Below are 13,682 nucleotides of genomic sequence, written 5' to 3'. Positions count from 1 at the left end.
CGATACGTCCGAGGCCCCTACGGAAAGGTGGCACCGTCCGGTGTTGCGACGACTCCTCCCTCTGGCCCTGGCGACCTTCGCCGTGGGCACCGACAGCTACGTCATCGCGGGGCTGCTCCCGGCCATCGCCGCCGACCTGCGGGTCTCCACGCCCGCCGCCGGGCAGTTGGTGACGGTGTTCGCCCTGGTGATGGCCCTGTCGGCGCCGATCATGGGCGCGCTCACCGGCGGGCTGGACAGGCGGACGGCGCTGCTGATCGCGTTGGGCGTCTTCGTGGCCGGCAACGCCGTCACCGCCCTGGGAACCGGTTACGAGGTGGTGATGATCGCCCGCGTCGTCACCGCGGTGGGCGCCGGGATGATCAACTCCGCGGCCTCCAGCGCCGCGGGGGCGATCGCGCCTGCGGAACGTCGGGGCAGGGCTCTGGCGTTCGTGCTGGGCGGGCTGACGGCGGCGACGGCGTTGGGTCTTCCGCTCGGCACGCTGATCGGCCGTGCCGACTGGCACGTCACCCTGTGGGCGGTCGCCGGGGTCGGCCTGGTCGCGGCCCTCGGGATCGCCGCCGGGCTGCCCAGGGTGCGGCTTCCCGCCGCCTCGCTGGGGGAGCGGCTGCGTCCGCTGAAGGAGGGCCGGGTCGTGGCGCTGCTGGCCGTCACCACGCTGGTCTTCCTCGGCGCCTACACCCTCTACACCTACGTCGGGCCGGCCCTGCGGGAGGCGACGGGCGGCTCCGGGCCGCTGTTCGCCGCCGTGCTGACGGCCTGGGGGGTCGGCGTCCTGGCGGGGAACATCGTCGCCGGACGGCTGGTCGACCGGTACGACCCCGCGCACGTGCTGACCTGGCCCCTCGCGGTCGCCGTCGTCGCGCTGGCCCTCACGCCGGTGGTGACCGCCGCGTTGGCGCCGACCCTGGCATGGGCGGCGGTCTGGGGTGTGGCCCTGGGCGTCGTCGTCGTGCCCCAGCAGCATCGGCTGATCGCGCTCGGCCCGGCCGCGGCGCCGGTCCTGCTCGGCCTCAACTCCTCGGCCGTCTATCTCGGGATGGCTCTCGGCGGCGGTCTGGGCGGGCTGGCCCAGGAGTGGTTCGCCGTCGTGCCCGCCGCGTTGGGGCTGCCGGCCGCCGGCGTCACGGCCGTGGCGCTGCTCTGCCATCTGACGGCCGCCCGCCGCCGTGCGCCTGCCGTGCCTCGGCCGTCCTGAGCACGGGCCGCGGGGGGAGAGCCGGACGGCGATCGTGGCAGACGGCCCGGCCTCAGCCCTCGATGCGTCCCAGCCAGGCGTCCTGGGCGTCGGCCAGCTTCTCCGCCAGCGGTAGCGGGACGAAGCGGCAGGCGAACTCCATGCCGGCGTCCGCGCCGTCGCCATGGACCCGGTGGCGCCAGGCGTCGGCGCTGTCGGGGGCGGCGGTGAGGTGGAAGAACGTCGTGCGCCGGGGCCGGCCGTTGTCCTCGCGGGGTTTGTGGTCGACCGCGACGGGCCCGACGAGGGTGACCTCGGTCAGGCCGGTCTCCTCCGCGAGCTCCCGCAGGACGGCCTGTTCCAGGCTCTCGTCCGGCAGCACTCCGCCCGCCGGCACCTGGGTGCCGGCTTCGGGCGCGTCGACGTGGTCGAAGACGAGGAGTTCCGGGGTGGTGCGGTGGCGGATGACGTAGGCGGCGACGCGGATTCTCGGCTCGGGCATCCGTTCATGATCGCAGGCGCCGAGCCGAGAAAACGCGTGCGGTCTAGGAGACGTACAGCAGCCAGTAGGGGGGCTTGGCGTAGATGCTGTTCAGGCGGCAGGTGGCGGTTCGGCCCGCGGCGGTGTACGCAGCCGCCGCACGGGCGCAGGCGTCCGACGTCGGGTAGACGCCGTACAGGACGGGGGTGGCGGAGGTCTGCGCCGTGGCGGCCTGGGCCGCGGCCGGGAAGGCGAGGGTGGCCAGGACAAGTCCGACACCGGCCGCGGCGCGGCGGAATGTGTTCGTGTTGATAACCATGGGGGGAACGGTAGAAGTCGTCCGCTTCCGCGGTCGTCAAAGCGATCCTTGATTCCCCGTCCCCCTCGGGGATGATTTCCGCGGCCGGGACGTCGTCCTCCCGGAAGGCGGGAGTGTGGTCGAATCGCTCCCATGACGATCGAGTGCCTTCCCGTCTCCGGTGACGGCCGCCTGTGGGCCGAGCAGGCCGGCGACGGACCTCCTGTGGTCCTGCTGCACGGCTCCGTGCACGACAGCCGCCTGTGGGACGGCGTCTTCCCCGAACTCGCCCGCCACCGCACCGTGATCCGGTACGACGCGCGGGGCCTGGGCCGTTCGACGCCGCCGACCGCGCCGTTCCGCTACGAGGACGACCTGCTCGCGGTCCTCGACCACTTCGGCGTCGAACGTGCCGCGCTGGTGGGGCTGAGCATGGGCGGCGAGGTCGCGCTCGACTTCACCTTGGAGCACCCGGCGCGGGTGCGCTCCTTGACCCTGGTCGCGGCGTCGGCCGGTGGCCACGACTGGCCGCGCTCTGCCGAGCTGGACGCCTACGCGGCGGCCGACCGCGGGGACGACCCCGGCCGCCTGGCCGAGACGGAGCTCATGCTCTGGGCCTCGCTGGGCGAGCGGGCGCCGGGTTACGCGGCGATCCGCGAGATGGTCACCGAGAACGCAAAGCTGCGGGTGGCCGCCGAGAAGGGCCATGCCCTGTTCGCGGAGGTGGGCGCCGTCGAACTCCTCGACCGGGTCGCGGTGCCCACGACCGTGGTGGTCGGCGACCACGATCACCCGGAGATCGGCGTGATCGCCCGCCGGCTCGCCGCGGGCATCGCCGGCGCGCGCCTGGAGATCGTGGCCGCGGCCGACCACTACCTGCCGTTGCGCGCGCCGGAACGGCTCCTGGAGATCCTCCTCGCCGGCTGACCGGCGCCGAGACGGCGGTCCGGCCCGCAGAGGGCGGCCCGGTCGTCGGGCATAGGGTGATCGGCATGGCATTGCGGCTGGTTCAGGTGAACTTCAAGGCCCGGGACGACGCGGCGCTCGGCCGGTTCTGGGCGGACGCGCTCGGCTGGGGTGTCTCCAGCGAGGGCCCCGGCGTGACCAACGTCGAGCCCGTGGGATTCGCCTGGCCCGATCCCAGCGCCGTCTGCGTCGACGTCGTCACCGTTCCCGACCCCGAGACGGTGAGGTACCGCGTGCACCTCGATCTCGCCACCACCTCCGAGGCCCATCGGGCGGAGCTGGTCGCCCGGCTGGAGGGGCTCGGCGCGAAGCCCGCCGACGTGGGGCAGGGTGACGTCCCGTGGGTCGTGATGGCCGATCCGGAGGGCAACGTGTTCTGCGTGCTGGAGCCCCGGGAGATCTACCGGGACACCGGGCCGATCGCCGCGGTGGTGGTCGACTGTTCCGACCCGCGGGCCATGGCCCGGTTCTGGGGCGAGGCGACGGGCTGGACCGTGCACGAGACGAGCGACGATCACGCGCGGCTGCGTGCGGCCGAGGGCGTCGGGCCCTACCTGGAGTTCCTGCGCACGACGCCCGGCCCGAAGAGCGTGTGGAACCGCGTGCACATCGACCTGCTGCCGCACCGCGGCGCCGATCAGGCGGTGGAGGTGGCCCGGTTGGAGGGGCTCGGCGCGACGTCCGCGGACGTGGGGCAGGGGGACGTCCCGTGGGTCGTGATGGCCGATCCGGAGGGCAACGTGTTCTGCGTCCTCGGCGCCCCGCGCTGACCCGCCGTGCTCAGCGGGTCACGGTGGTCTCCCGTCCCATCCGGGAGAGCTTGTCGGGATTGCGCACGTGGTAGGCGCCGGTGACGTAGCCGTTCTCCACGCGGACCGCCACCACGCCGTCGATCTCGCCGTCGATCCGCACGAGCAGCCCCGGCCCGCCGTTGACCTGCACCAGCTCGACCGATCTGTCCGCGTCGTGCTTCCACCAGCCGGTGGCCAGCAGGCGGGCCACGTTGTCGATGCCCACGACGGGCCGCGGCAGGGCGTGCCGGAGGCCGCCGCCGTCGCTCAGGGCGACGACGTCCGGCGCGAGGACGTCGAGCAGGCTCTGCAGCTCGCCGGTCTCGACCGCCCGCTGGAAGGCCTGGAGCGCGGCCCGCGTCTCGGCCGGTGAGGTGGTGCCGCGCGGCCGGCGGGCGGCGACATGCGCCCGCGCCCGGTAGGCGATCTGGCGGACCGCCGACGGGCTCCTGCCGACGGCTTCGGCGATCTCGTCGTAGTCCAGCTCGAACACCTCGCGCAGCACGAACACCGCCCGCTCGGTGGGCTGCAGCGTCTCCAGCACCAGCAACATCGCCAGGGAGACGCTCTCGGCGAGCTCGACGTCCTCGGCCACGTCGGGCGCGGTCAGCAGCGGCTCGGGCAGCCACGGCCCGACGTAGGACTCCTTGCGCCGGCCGAGTGCCCGCAGCCGGTCGAGCGCCTGCCGGGTGACGATCCGGACCAGGTAGGCGCGCTGCTCCCGTACGCCGGCGAGGTCGACGTCCGCCCAGCGCAGCCAGGTCTCCTGCAGGACGTCCTCGGCGTCGGCGGCCGAGCCGAGCATCTCGTAGGCGACGGTGAACAGCAGGTTGCGGTGGGCGACGAACGTCTGGGTGGCGGAGCCGGGCGGCCCGGCGTGTTCGTCGTGATCGGTCATGTCCCGCTCCTGCCTGTCCGTTCTCCGCACTGCCACACGCACAGGACGCCGTCCGGCGCCGCCGCGTAACACCTGCGGCCAGTGGGCTACGTCACAGGACCGCCGGTGTTACGGGGGCCGGCGCGGCGGCGTCTCGTGGTCGTCAGGACGCCGCGCGGACGATCCGTGCGGCGCGACGACGAGTCCAGAGTGAGAAGGGAAGTCTTCCTCATGTCCACCTCCACGACGACCGGCCGCCGGTCGCGCATGCCCAACCCCCTCCCTTTCCTCCCCGAGATGGCGGTGGTCGGCGAGGGGCTGCACAAGGCCCTGCGGAACGGGGTGATCCCCCCGGTGACCATCGGCCTGCTGCAGCTGCGCGCCGGGCAGCTGCTCGGCAGCACGTACTTCACCGTCAGGGAGACCGCCGGCCTGCGCGGGCTGGGCGAGCCGGAGGAGCGCATCACCGCCGTGGCCACCTGGCGGGACGCCACCTGCTTCACCGAGGCCGAGCGCGTCGCGCTGGAGCTGGTGGAGGCGGTCCTGACCCCGAACCCTTCGGGGGAGCGCGTCAGCGACGAGCTGTACGCCAGGGCGTCGGCGCTGCACGACGACAGGGCGATGTGGTCGCTGGTCATGGCGATCGCCCACATCGGCTTCTTCACCCCGGCGGCCCTGATCGCCAAGCCGATCCCCGGCATGCCTCCCGGCCGGAACTACAGCGAGTGAGAAAGGCGCCTGACATGAGCATCACCACGTTCGCGGTGGCCGGGGCGACCGGCCGGCTGGGCCGCCACGTCGTCGACGTCCTGACCGAGAGGGGGCACCGGGTCGTGCCGATGTCCCGCGCCACCGGCGTGGACGTCGTCACCGGTCAGGGCCTGGCCGAGGCGCTGACCGGGGCGCAGGTCGTCATCGACGTCGCCTCCTGGCACTCCTCCGACCAGGAGGCGGCGACGGAGTTCTTCCGTGCCTCGGCCCGCAACCTGCACGAGTACGGCCGCCGGGCCGGGGTCGCGCGGATCGCCGTGGCGTCCATCATCGGGGCCGACAGGGCCACCGCCGGTTTCCTGGCCGCCAAGAAGGTGCACGAGGAGCTGCTGCCGGCCGGACCGCTTCCCGTGCGCGTCCTGCGGGCGGCGCAGTTCCACGAGTTCGTGGGCCAGTTGCTGGACTGGCAGCCCGGTGACGTCGCCTACGTCCCGGAGCTGCCCACCCAGCTCGTGGCCTGCCGGGTCGTGGCCGAGGAGCTGGCCGACCTGGCCACCGCGGACGCCGTGCCGGGCACGCCGATCCCCGAGATCGCCGGCCCGCGCAGGGAGACGCTGGCGGAGGCGGCCCGGCTCCTGGGCGCCCGCCGGGGTGTCAAGGTCGTGGGCGTGGACGGCGCGGGCATGCCCGATGCCGCCCTGGCCGCCGCCGGTGCGTTCCTGCCCGGCCCGCACGCCAGGCTCGCCGGCCCGACCTTCCGGGAATGGCTCGACGCCCAGCCCTGATCCGGCTCCGCCCTTGTCCTCGGTGGGCCGCCGGGGACAAGGGTTTGCCCGTGCGGGCGTCCCCGGCGAAGGGCGGCCGCCCGCCGTCTGGACGATCTTCGAAAATTGTCCGTGCCCTGCGCCATGATGGCACCGCTCGTCTCCGCATGAGGGATCTTGAAGGAGCTGTCATGACCGCACAGGAAACGCCCGACTGGTCCGATCTGGGGTGGGACGGCTGGAGGAACCTGCCGCTGGTCCGCGCCAAGCTGGCCGCGGGCGCCGACCCCGACGAGGGCGCGTACTTCTTCGAGCGCCCCCTGCACGTCGCGGCCGAGCGCGGTTCGCCGGAGGTGGTCGCCGAGCTGGCCGGCCGGGTCGCCGACGTCGACGCCGAGTGCGAGGGCCGCACCGCGCTCTGGGAGGCGGTCTTCCGCGACCAGCCGGACAACGCCCGTGCGCTGGTCGCCGCCGGAGCCGACCCGTGGCGGCCGATGATGGGCGGCTGGTCGCCCGGCCGGCTGAGCCTGGCCGGTCCGACGCCCGGCCTGTTCTTCCCGTTCCCGCCCGGCCACGCCCGGCTCACCGAGGCCGAGACGGCGGCCGTGGCGGAGGCCGCGCGCCTGGTCGGCGTCCTGGACGGCCTCGACGGCGACGGCTTCAGCCTGACGTGCGTGCGCGGTGTCGGCGCGGCGGAGGCGGCGCGCCTGCTGGCCGCCGAACCCGCCACGGAGGAGGAGCTCGAAGAGGTCGAGGACGATCCGTTCGACGACGACGCGCTGCGGTTCGTCGGCGTCACCGACGTGCCCGGCGGGTGCGTCGTCTTCCAGGAGTGGGGGTACATGGCCGCCACGCCCGGCGTCATGAAGGCGCTGTCGGCGGGCACGGTCGCCTACGGCATGTACGCCAATCCCAAGAGCGGCAACCAGGGCAGCGTCTACCGTGACGGCGAGGTCGCGGAATGGGACACCCATCCGGGTGGCGGCGACGCCTCCCTGGAGGACTCGCCGGAGGAGATCCTGCGCAAGTACCTGTACGACGGGTGCGCCGAGGCGTACTGCTTCGCCGGCGCGGGGCTGCGCCCGGCCGACGCCCGCTCGCTCACGGAACCGGACACCTACCTGCGGCTGCCCGACGGCGACTACTGGGACTGAGCGTTCTCCTGCCGGGCGCCGGTGCCAGCGTTCTGCCAGCCGGGCGACAGCCCCGGCGGCCAGGCTGCTGTCTCCACCAACGTGAAGGCAGGGCTTGATGGGCGGCGAGAAGTCGATGCGGTGGCAGAGCGCGGACGTGACCTCGAAGGACGGCACGACGATCGCCGTGCTCAGCGCGGGCCGGGGGCCGGGGCTGCTGGTGATCCCCGGGAACAACCGGCGCGCCCACCACTACGGGGCGCTGGCACGGGCACTGTCCGGCACGCACAGCGTGCACGTGATCGAGCGGCGCGGACGCGGCGGCAGCGGTCCGCAGGGCCCGGCGTACGGCGTGGACACCGAGGTCGACGACGCGCTGGCCGTCATGGACCGCACGGGCGCGCGCCTGGTCTTCGGGCACAGCTACGGCGGTCTCGTCGCCCTGCACCTCGGGTTGCGGCGCAGGGTGGCCGCGCTCATGGTCTACGAACCGGGCGTGAGCATCGACGGCTCCTTCCCCGCCCGGTGGCTGCCGGCGTTCGAGCGGCTGCTGGCGGCGGGCAGGCACACCGCGGCGATGGCGGCCTTCCTCAAGGCCACCCGCCTGGTCCCGGTGGGCGACGCGCCGGCTCCGGTGTTCCATGCGCTGGCGTTCCTGATGCTGCGCGGGGCGGAGGGGCGCGACATGCGGGCGATGATGGCGACCACCCCCGCCGAGATCGGCGAGATCGTCCGCCTGGACTCCGACGGCGCCAGATACGCCGGCGTCGGCTCCCCGGCGCTGCTGCTCGGCGGCGACCGGTCCCCCGGTTACCTCACCGGTGTGCCGGCTCGCCTGGCCCGCCTCATGCCCGACGCCCGGCACGAGATCATCGCCGGGCTCGACCACAACGCCCCCGACCTCAACGCCCCCGACGTCATCGCCGAACGGATCCGGGCCTTCACGCGGTCGCGGGGTCACGGGTTCCGGGGGGACGATTTCGCTGAGCGGCGCCCCTGAGCCATGGCATTCCGACAACTGAATCTTGCCGGTCACCGGGAATGCGGTTTCGGTGTGGCGTCGATGAGTGATTCGTGGCAAGTGTAAACATCGTACCGGTCTAGATGCCCTGATCGGCGTGCGAAAAGGCCGCATTCCGGTTCAAGGGTTCGGATGGCGACTACGGGCTGCATTCCGAAAGGAACGGTACATGTTCTCACCCAAAATACGAGCAAATGCCCTCAGCAACCCCACCCGGCCGACGGCACCTCGTCTTGGGCGGACCATGACACGAGCGGCCGTGCGCGGCTCGCTCTCGACGGCCCTCGTCCTGGCCATGACCCCCGCCGTGAGCCCGGCCGCGTACGCGGACGGCGACGGGCGGTGCGACCCGCACACCTTCTTCAAAATCCGTTCGCTCTCACCGAGAAACTTCTTCATTCCCCGCACCCGCTACATTGACGGCCCCGGCGGCACCATCACGGTGACGGTGACCCGCGAATACGAGGTGAGGGCGTTCCGGGAGACGGAGAACGAGCAGCAACTCGTGATCACGACCGGAGATCTGGTGCGCAACCTGCGCAAGATGGGCGTTCCGCATCTCGAAGAGCGGCATATGGTCTTCACCGGCCATGAATACAGCCGGACCATCACTAAAGGGATGTACGGCAATATGTGGTATCGCGTTTTCGGCTACCGCATCGGCTGGTCGGCCTGGTCGGTCCTCGGCACCTGCAAGCAGGTCGAGGTCGGCTCGGGGATAGCCAACGTGCCGGCCAGGGTGGAGGGCTGGCGGTACTGGGAGACCAGGCACCCCAAGTTCAGGGGCCGCATCCTGTCCATCGACGGCGGGAATCCCGACGACGACAAGCGGTCGGGGCCGGCCAGGCCGCAGTGGCAGGGGCCGTCGCTGGCGCCCCTGGCCAGACCGTCGTTGCCGCGGGAGACCCCCTCGACCGAGCGGACCGAGCGGACCAGGCAGCGCAGACGCTGAGCCCCGGTTCGCCGGCCCCCGAGCTCAGGCCTCCAGCGTCGCTTCGGGGGCCGGTCGGCGGCGCGGGGCGGCGAGGTCGTGGGCGGAGCGGGCCAGCCAGATCATCATCAGGACGTTGGAGACCACGCCGAGAGCCTCGACCGCGCTTTCCTCGCCGGTGAACGGCAACGTCGCCAGCACCAGGACCAGCGGCGTCACCACGGCGGCGACGCCGTACGCGACGGTCGCCGTCGCCCAGCGGTCGTCGGAGCCCTGGGCCCGCAGGACCAGCGCCGTCCAGACCAGACCGGCCAGGCCGCAGACCAGCTCCAGCCCCTCCGGGACGGGCCGGCCGAGCAGGTCCAGCACGCCGATGACGGTGTATCCGCCGTACCCCAGCAGCCCGGCGCCGCGCATGTACGGCCGGCCGCGGCCCAGCACCCGCATGAACAGCACCACGAGCACGCACATCACCGCGGAGTCGATCACCGTCGTGTCGGCCCAGATCGACGTGGTGAGGTGCAGCAGGAACAGCGAGGCCGCCGCGGCGTACAGCGCCAGGCGCAACCGCAGGAGGTCGGCGTCCTGCGGTGGTGGCGGCCCCGCCGACGGCCCGCGCAGGATCTGCCAGATCCCCCAGGACCACGACAGCCCGGCCAGGACCAGGAGGAACAGGTTCGGCCCGGTGGCCGTGACGCCTTCGGTCACGGCCGAGAACAGGGTCAGCCCCCACAACGGGCCGAGCTCACCGGAGACCAGGGCGACGACGGCGGCGACCGTCAGCGCGGCACCGTACAGAACGGTGAGAAGCAGAGCGGGCACGGCCGAACGGTGACGACGTAACACAGGGGGCTTCCTGCCGGGGGAGGGGACGAATGCCTCACTCTACAATCGATCATGAGAAGTGACGCCAGACGGCGGGCACGCCGCGTGTCACGATCCCCCCACTGACGAAAGGCGCGAACGTGATGTCCGCCCCCACCACCGGTGACGACTGGGAGTCGTCGCTGTGGCAGGCCTTCGGCGTCCTGCTGGAGCACCCGCTCTCCGGCTTCGACGCCGAGGCCGAGTACGCGGCCTGCTACAGCGGCAACTGGCTCGCCGAGACGGGGTTCGACACGGATCCGGCGTGGCTGGAGCCGGCCGCTCTGGCCGGCCGCGCGACGATCTCCAACGAGAACCTGCTGCTGCTCGACGAGGTCGGCTACCCCGAACTGCGGTTCGACCCGAGCCGGTCGCTGTTCGAGATCGACGCCGCGGCGCCGTTCCCGGCCGGCTTCCGGGACGAGCTGGTGGCCGTCAAGCCCGCCGGTTCCGACCGCTGGCCCCAGGTCGGCGGCGCCGAACTGGCGCGCCTGACGGCCCGTCACGGGGTCGGCCTGCCGACGGGGTCCTGGTCCGTGACGAGCGCCGCCATCGCCTCGGACGGCACGCTCCTGGACGCCCTCCGGGTCGCCACCGGCATGGGCGACGGCTTCGACAGCCTGGTGCCCTACGAAGGGGACGACCCGGAGACTGCGGCGGCCGTCGCGGCCGTGGAGCACGCCGGGCTCCGGGCGCACCTGCGCGCGTTCTGCGACCCCCGCTCCGACGAGCTGGCCCTGTGCCGTGAGGACATGCGCAGGGCCAGGGACGAGGGCGGCGCGCTGGTGGCCCGGTGGGAGGGCGCCGTGGACCAGTACGAGATCACCGTACGACGAGTCCGCCCCTGACCGACCACCCACCACCCAGTGCCCCCGCCCGGCCGTGGCCGGCCCGCGGGGACCGGCCCTCGCGGGACGGCCGGCCGGGCCCCGCCGGCGGTGCGGATCAGCAGCCCGGCCCGGCATCCTGATGGTCGTGGTCCTGCGGCGTTGCTGGGGCTCGGGATGCCGGAGCGCGGCCCGGGGTGCGGGCTGAGGTGTCCGGGCAGGAGGGCGCTGACCTGCTGTACGGCCTGCTCGGCCCCGAGCTGTGCCTGCTGTTCGTGCACGCCCGCGGCTGGCCGCGCGAGCGCTGGGAGCAAGGGGCCTTCCGCACCCTGCGCGCCCAGCTCTGCTCCGGCTAGAGCCGCCGGGAGCCGCGGCGGGAGGCGACGAGGGCCGCCGACGTGGCCATGACCACGCAGAGGGGCGTGTAGAGGAACAGGTTGAGCCAGTAGAACGGGGTCGCGGTGTCCGCGCCGACGCCGGCCACCCACACCAGCCCGACCGCCGCGCGCACGAGGGTCCCGGCGGCGACGGCGGACGTGACCAGACGGGCGGGCAGCCCGCCGCGGCCGCGCGAGCAGGCGAGCACCGCAACCGCCCCGGTGCCGAGCACGACGACGAGCGGCACCAGCACGCGCGGGGTGAACGGCACCTCGAAGTTCAGCACCGCCAGCGAGAGGGATCTGACGTCGTGGGCGGGCCAGGTGCGGCCGGTCAGCCAGTACAGGTGCGCGGCGGCGTCGGTGAGCAGGACGGAGGCGGTCAGGGCGCCGAGGCGTGTGATGTTCATGTCCGGCAGGAGTCGGCGAAATCCGTAATGGTTCCATGGAACCTTTCGCGCCCCTCCTGCCTCTGGATGGACATGAGCTGGCCTGTTGCCGATCTGGACCCCGTACGCCGCCTGCGCGCGCTGGCTGCGGCCATTCCCGGGGCGTCCGTCGCCGAGCGCGTCATTCCCGCACCCTTCGCGGCGGTCTGGGCCGTGGTGAGCGATCTGGAGGGGGAGTTCGGCACGTTCGAACCCGACATGCGGCATCTCACCGTCGAGTCCGCGGGCCCGGACGAGGGCCGCCTGGTGGCCAGGGCCCGCAGCCGGTACGGCATGCGCGCCCGGTTCGACGTCGACCTGCGGCCGGGCTGGTGCTGGATGCAGAGCCGGTTCCTGCTCGTCGGCCTGGCCGCGACCGCCGTGCCGGAGGGGACGCTGGTCGCGCAGACGGGCGGAGTGCGCGTCCCGGGCCGCGCGGCGCTGGTGCCCTGGGGCGTGCGGGTGGCGGGGGAGAAGGCACTGGCCAGACTCGCCTCCCGTGTCACGGCCGCCGACGCAGCCGACGACGCAGGTGGGGACGCGGGCCGGGACGCTGGGGGCGCGTCATGACGGTCGCCCGGGTGCTCGCCGCCCAGCGGGGCGACACGATGGCCATGAACGACCTGCTCGCCGAGCTGACGCCGTACCTGGGCCGGATCTGCGGGCCCATCGCGTTGGACAGCGGGCCGGACGCCGTGCAGGAGGCGCTGATCGCGATCTTCCGGCATCTGCGCGACCTGCGCGAACCTGAGGCGCTGCTCGGCTGGGCGCGGGCGATAGCCGTGCGCGAGGCGGTCCGGATCGCCCGGCGTGACGGTCGTTCCAGCCCGGCCGAACTGGCCGGCGTGCCCTCGCCGCACGACGTCGAGCGGGCCGTGGACATCCGGGACGTGCTGGAGCGCCTGTCGCCGGAGCATCGGGCGGTGCTGGTGCTGCGCGACCTGGAAGGGGTGCCGGAGGACGTCGCGGCGCGGATGTTGCGGGTCCCGTCGGGCACGGTCAAGTCCCGGCTGCACCGGGCCCGGGCCAGCTTCCGCCGGGCCTGGCAGGGCTGAGAGCCGTCCGGCGGGGCTGAGAGCCGTCCGGCGGCGGGACGTCGGTGGAGTGCCGGTACGAATGGTGCCAAACAACCCTCTAAGGTCTCAACCGTGAAAAAGATCTACCATGCGGCGCACATCTACATGATCGTCGGCGTCGTCAGCGGCCTCTACTATCGCGAGATCACCAAGCTCAACGACTTCACCGGCGACACCCAGCTCGGCGTGGTGCACACCCACCTGCTCGCTCTCGGCATGCTGTTCTTCCTGATCGTGCTGGTGCTGGAGAAGGTGTTCACGTTGAGCGCCGGCGGCAAGCTGTTCACCTGGTTCTTCTGGGTCTACAACGGCGGGCTGGCGCTGACGGTGACGATGATGATCGTGCACGGCACCCAGACGGTGCTCGGCGCCGAGACCAGCCCGGCGATCACCGGGCTCGCCGGGCTGGGGCACATCGTGCTGACGGTCGGATTGATCCTGTTCTTCGTCAACCTCGGCAAGCGCATCCCCGCCAAGACCTGACCGGAGTCGCGTCGAGCAGGCCCGGCCGGGCCTGCTCGCGGATCTCGCCCCGGATCTCCACCCGGATCTCCACCGTTCGTAGGTGCGACTCCACCCTGCCCTCTTCCTACCGTCGAGCCATGGAGAAGCTGCTCTGGGTCTTCCAGCGAATCCTGGACTCGAATGGGGGCAAGATGAACGGCAAGGTCATCATCAGTCTGGCAGTCGCCGCCGTCGTGGTGGTCGTGGGGTTCATCGCCTTCCGGCTGCTGATGGTGGAGATGGTGGTCAATCTGAGCAGGGGGGCGCACTAGAGCCTGTACGGAGTTCGGATCTCTAGGCTGGTCGGAGGCTTCGGATCCATAAGACGGCCCCGCGTAGGTGCAAGCCAGCCAGATATCTGTCGGGCGTCTTGTCGAACCGGAAAGCCAGCCCACGCCACTGTTTGATCCGGTTGATGCAGCGTTCGGCCGTGTTGCGCTGCTTGTAGAGCTC

General features: G+C 72.5%; 19 protein-coding genes and 1 pseudogene. 14 read left to right on the top strand and 6 right to left on the bottom strand.

The features are described from left to right. Positions 1 to 40: 40 nt before the first annotated feature. Positions 41 to 1,201 (top strand): MFS transporter, encoded by a 1,161-nt coding sequence (locus ACFYYW_RS43665; RefSeq protein WP_387659066.1) that lies wholly within the window; start codon positions 41 to 43, stop codon positions 1,199 to 1,201. Between the two features lie 52 nt (positions 1,202 to 1,253). On the opposite strand, the gene ACFYYW_RS43660 is transcribed toward ACFYYW_RS43665, so the two are convergent. Both ACFYYW_RS43660 and ACFYYW_RS43655 read right to left on the bottom strand, forming a co-directional pair. After that, positions 1,254 to 1,682, bottom strand: coding sequence for an NUDIX domain-containing protein (locus ACFYYW_RS43660; RefSeq protein WP_387659063.1), 429 nt, complete (start codon positions 1,680 to 1,682; stop codon positions 1,254 to 1,256). Positions 1,683 to 1,725: 43 nt separating this feature from the next. Continuing rightward, positions 1,726 to 1,980, bottom strand: a complete 255-nt coding sequence (locus tag ACFYYW_RS43655; RefSeq protein WP_387659060.1) for a hypothetical protein — start codon at positions 1,978 to 1,980, stop codon at positions 1,726 to 1,728. A gap of 132 nt (positions 1,981 to 2,112) precedes the next feature. Between ACFYYW_RS43655 and ACFYYW_RS43650 the strand changes: the two genes are divergently transcribed. Next, positions 2,113 to 2,886 carry an alpha/beta fold hydrolase gene (locus tag ACFYYW_RS43650; protein WP_387659057.1) on the top strand — a complete coding sequence of 258 codons (774 nt, stop codon included), beginning with the start codon at positions 2,113 to 2,115 and terminating at the stop codon, positions 2,884 to 2,886. Between the two features lie 65 nt (positions 2,887 to 2,951). Then, entirely contained in the window at positions 2,952 to 3,695 is a 744-nt protein-coding gene (locus ACFYYW_RS43645; protein WP_387659054.1) for a VOC family protein, read from the top strand. Positions 3,696 to 3,705: 10 nt separating this feature from the next. On the opposite strand, the gene ACFYYW_RS43640 is transcribed toward ACFYYW_RS43645, so the two are convergent. Further along, the gene (locus ACFYYW_RS43640; RefSeq protein WP_387659052.1) at positions 3,706 to 4,614 is read right to left on the bottom strand and encodes an RNA polymerase sigma-70 factor; all 909 of its coding nucleotides are present in this window, start codon (positions 4,612 to 4,614) and stop codon (positions 3,706 to 3,708) included. A gap of 189 nt (positions 4,615 to 4,803) precedes the next feature. On the opposite strand from ACFYYW_RS43640, the gene ACFYYW_RS43635 reads away from it, so the two are divergent. From ACFYYW_RS43635 to ACFYYW_RS43615, 5 genes are all read left to right on the top strand, one after another. Beyond that, complete coding sequence (locus ACFYYW_RS43635; protein ID WP_387659049.1) at positions 4,804 to 5,322, top strand: carboxymuconolactone decarboxylase family protein; 519 nt, start codon at positions 4,804 to 4,806, stop codon at positions 5,320 to 5,322. A gap of 14 nt (positions 5,323 to 5,336) precedes the next feature. Then, entirely contained in the window at positions 5,337 to 6,089 is a 753-nt protein-coding gene (locus ACFYYW_RS43630; RefSeq protein WP_387659046.1) for an SDR family oxidoreductase, read from the top strand. Positions 6,090 to 6,259: 170 nt separating this feature from the next. Further along, the gene (locus ACFYYW_RS43625; protein ID WP_387659043.1) at positions 6,260 to 7,222 is read left to right on the top strand and encodes an ankyrin repeat domain-containing protein; all 963 of its coding nucleotides are present in this window, start codon (positions 6,260 to 6,262) and stop codon (positions 7,220 to 7,222) included. Between the two features lie 97 nt (positions 7,223 to 7,319). Continuing rightward, entirely contained in the window at positions 7,320 to 8,201 is an 882-nt protein-coding gene (locus ACFYYW_RS43620; RefSeq protein ID WP_387659040.1) for an alpha/beta fold hydrolase, read from the top strand. 265 nt (positions 8,202 to 8,466) lie between these two features. Beyond that, a complete protein-coding gene (locus ACFYYW_RS43615) occupies positions 8,467 to 9,174 on the top strand; it encodes a hypothetical protein (RefSeq protein ID WP_387659037.1) in 708 nt (235 codons plus the stop codon). Between the two features lie 24 nt (positions 9,175 to 9,198). Here the strand turns inward: ACFYYW_RS43615 and ACFYYW_RS43610 are convergent, their stop codons facing one another. After that, positions 9,199 to 9,975, bottom strand: coding sequence for a hypothetical protein (locus tag ACFYYW_RS43610; protein ID WP_387659034.1), 777 nt, complete (start codon positions 9,973 to 9,975; stop codon positions 9,199 to 9,201). A 146-nt stretch (positions 9,976 to 10,121) separates the two neighbouring features. Between ACFYYW_RS43610 and ACFYYW_RS43605 the strand changes: the two genes are divergently transcribed. Both ACFYYW_RS43605 and ACFYYW_RS43600 read left to right on the top strand, forming a co-directional pair. Further along, positions 10,122 to 10,865 carry a hypothetical protein gene (locus ACFYYW_RS43605; RefSeq protein WP_387659031.1) on the top strand — a complete coding sequence of 248 codons (744 nt, stop codon included), beginning with the start codon at positions 10,122 to 10,124 and terminating at the stop codon, positions 10,863 to 10,865. A 188-nt stretch (positions 10,866 to 11,053) separates the two neighbouring features. Further along, positions 11,054 to 11,200, top strand: coding sequence for a hypothetical protein (locus ACFYYW_RS43600; RefSeq protein WP_387659028.1), 147 nt, complete (start codon positions 11,054 to 11,056; stop codon positions 11,198 to 11,200). On the opposite strand, the gene ACFYYW_RS43595 is transcribed toward ACFYYW_RS43600, so the two are convergent. Then, positions 11,197 to 11,631, bottom strand: coding sequence for a DUF3995 domain-containing protein (locus tag ACFYYW_RS43595; protein WP_387659025.1), 435 nt, complete (start codon positions 11,629 to 11,631; stop codon positions 11,197 to 11,199). The two genes, ACFYYW_RS43600 and ACFYYW_RS43595, sit on opposite strands and share 4 nt — an antisense overlap. Before the next feature lie 72 nt (positions 11,632 to 11,703). Between ACFYYW_RS43595 and ACFYYW_RS43590 the strand changes: the two genes are divergently transcribed. The 4 genes from ACFYYW_RS43590 (at position 11,704) to ACFYYW_RS43575 (ending at position 13,501) form a co-directional block, all read left to right on the top strand. Beyond that, positions 11,704 to 12,219, top strand: coding sequence for a hypothetical protein (locus ACFYYW_RS43590; RefSeq protein WP_387659022.1), 516 nt, complete (start codon positions 11,704 to 11,706; stop codon positions 12,217 to 12,219). Further along, positions 12,216 to 12,704, top strand: coding sequence for an RNA polymerase sigma factor (locus tag ACFYYW_RS43585; protein WP_387659019.1), 489 nt, complete (start codon positions 12,216 to 12,218; stop codon positions 12,702 to 12,704). The genes ACFYYW_RS43590 and ACFYYW_RS43585 overlap by 4 nt, the downstream gene beginning before the upstream one ends. Positions 12,705 to 12,797: 93 nt before the next feature. Beyond that, positions 12,798 to 13,208, top strand: a complete 411-nt coding sequence (locus ACFYYW_RS43580; protein ID WP_352329743.1) for a DUF2871 domain-containing protein — start codon at positions 12,798 to 12,800, stop codon at positions 13,206 to 13,208. Between the two features lie 119 nt (positions 13,209 to 13,327). Beyond that, complete coding sequence (locus ACFYYW_RS43575; RefSeq protein ID WP_387659015.1) at positions 13,328 to 13,501, top strand: hypothetical protein; 174 nt, start codon at positions 13,328 to 13,330, stop codon at positions 13,499 to 13,501. A gap of 22 nt (positions 13,502 to 13,523) precedes the next feature. Here ACFYYW_RS43575 and ACFYYW_RS43570 read toward each other — a convergent pair. Beyond that, positions 13,524 to 13,682, bottom strand: a pseudogene (locus tag ACFYYW_RS43570) (IS5/IS1182 family transposase); the annotation flags it as partial.

It is taken from the genome of Nonomuraea sp. NPDC001831 (genome assembly GCF_042892035.1).
GTDB lineage: Bacteria > Actinomycetota > Actinomycetes > Streptosporangiales > Streptosporangiaceae > Nonomuraea.
Note: the sequence above shows the minus strand (reverse complement) of the source record. Positions and strands in the feature narration are given on the sequence as shown.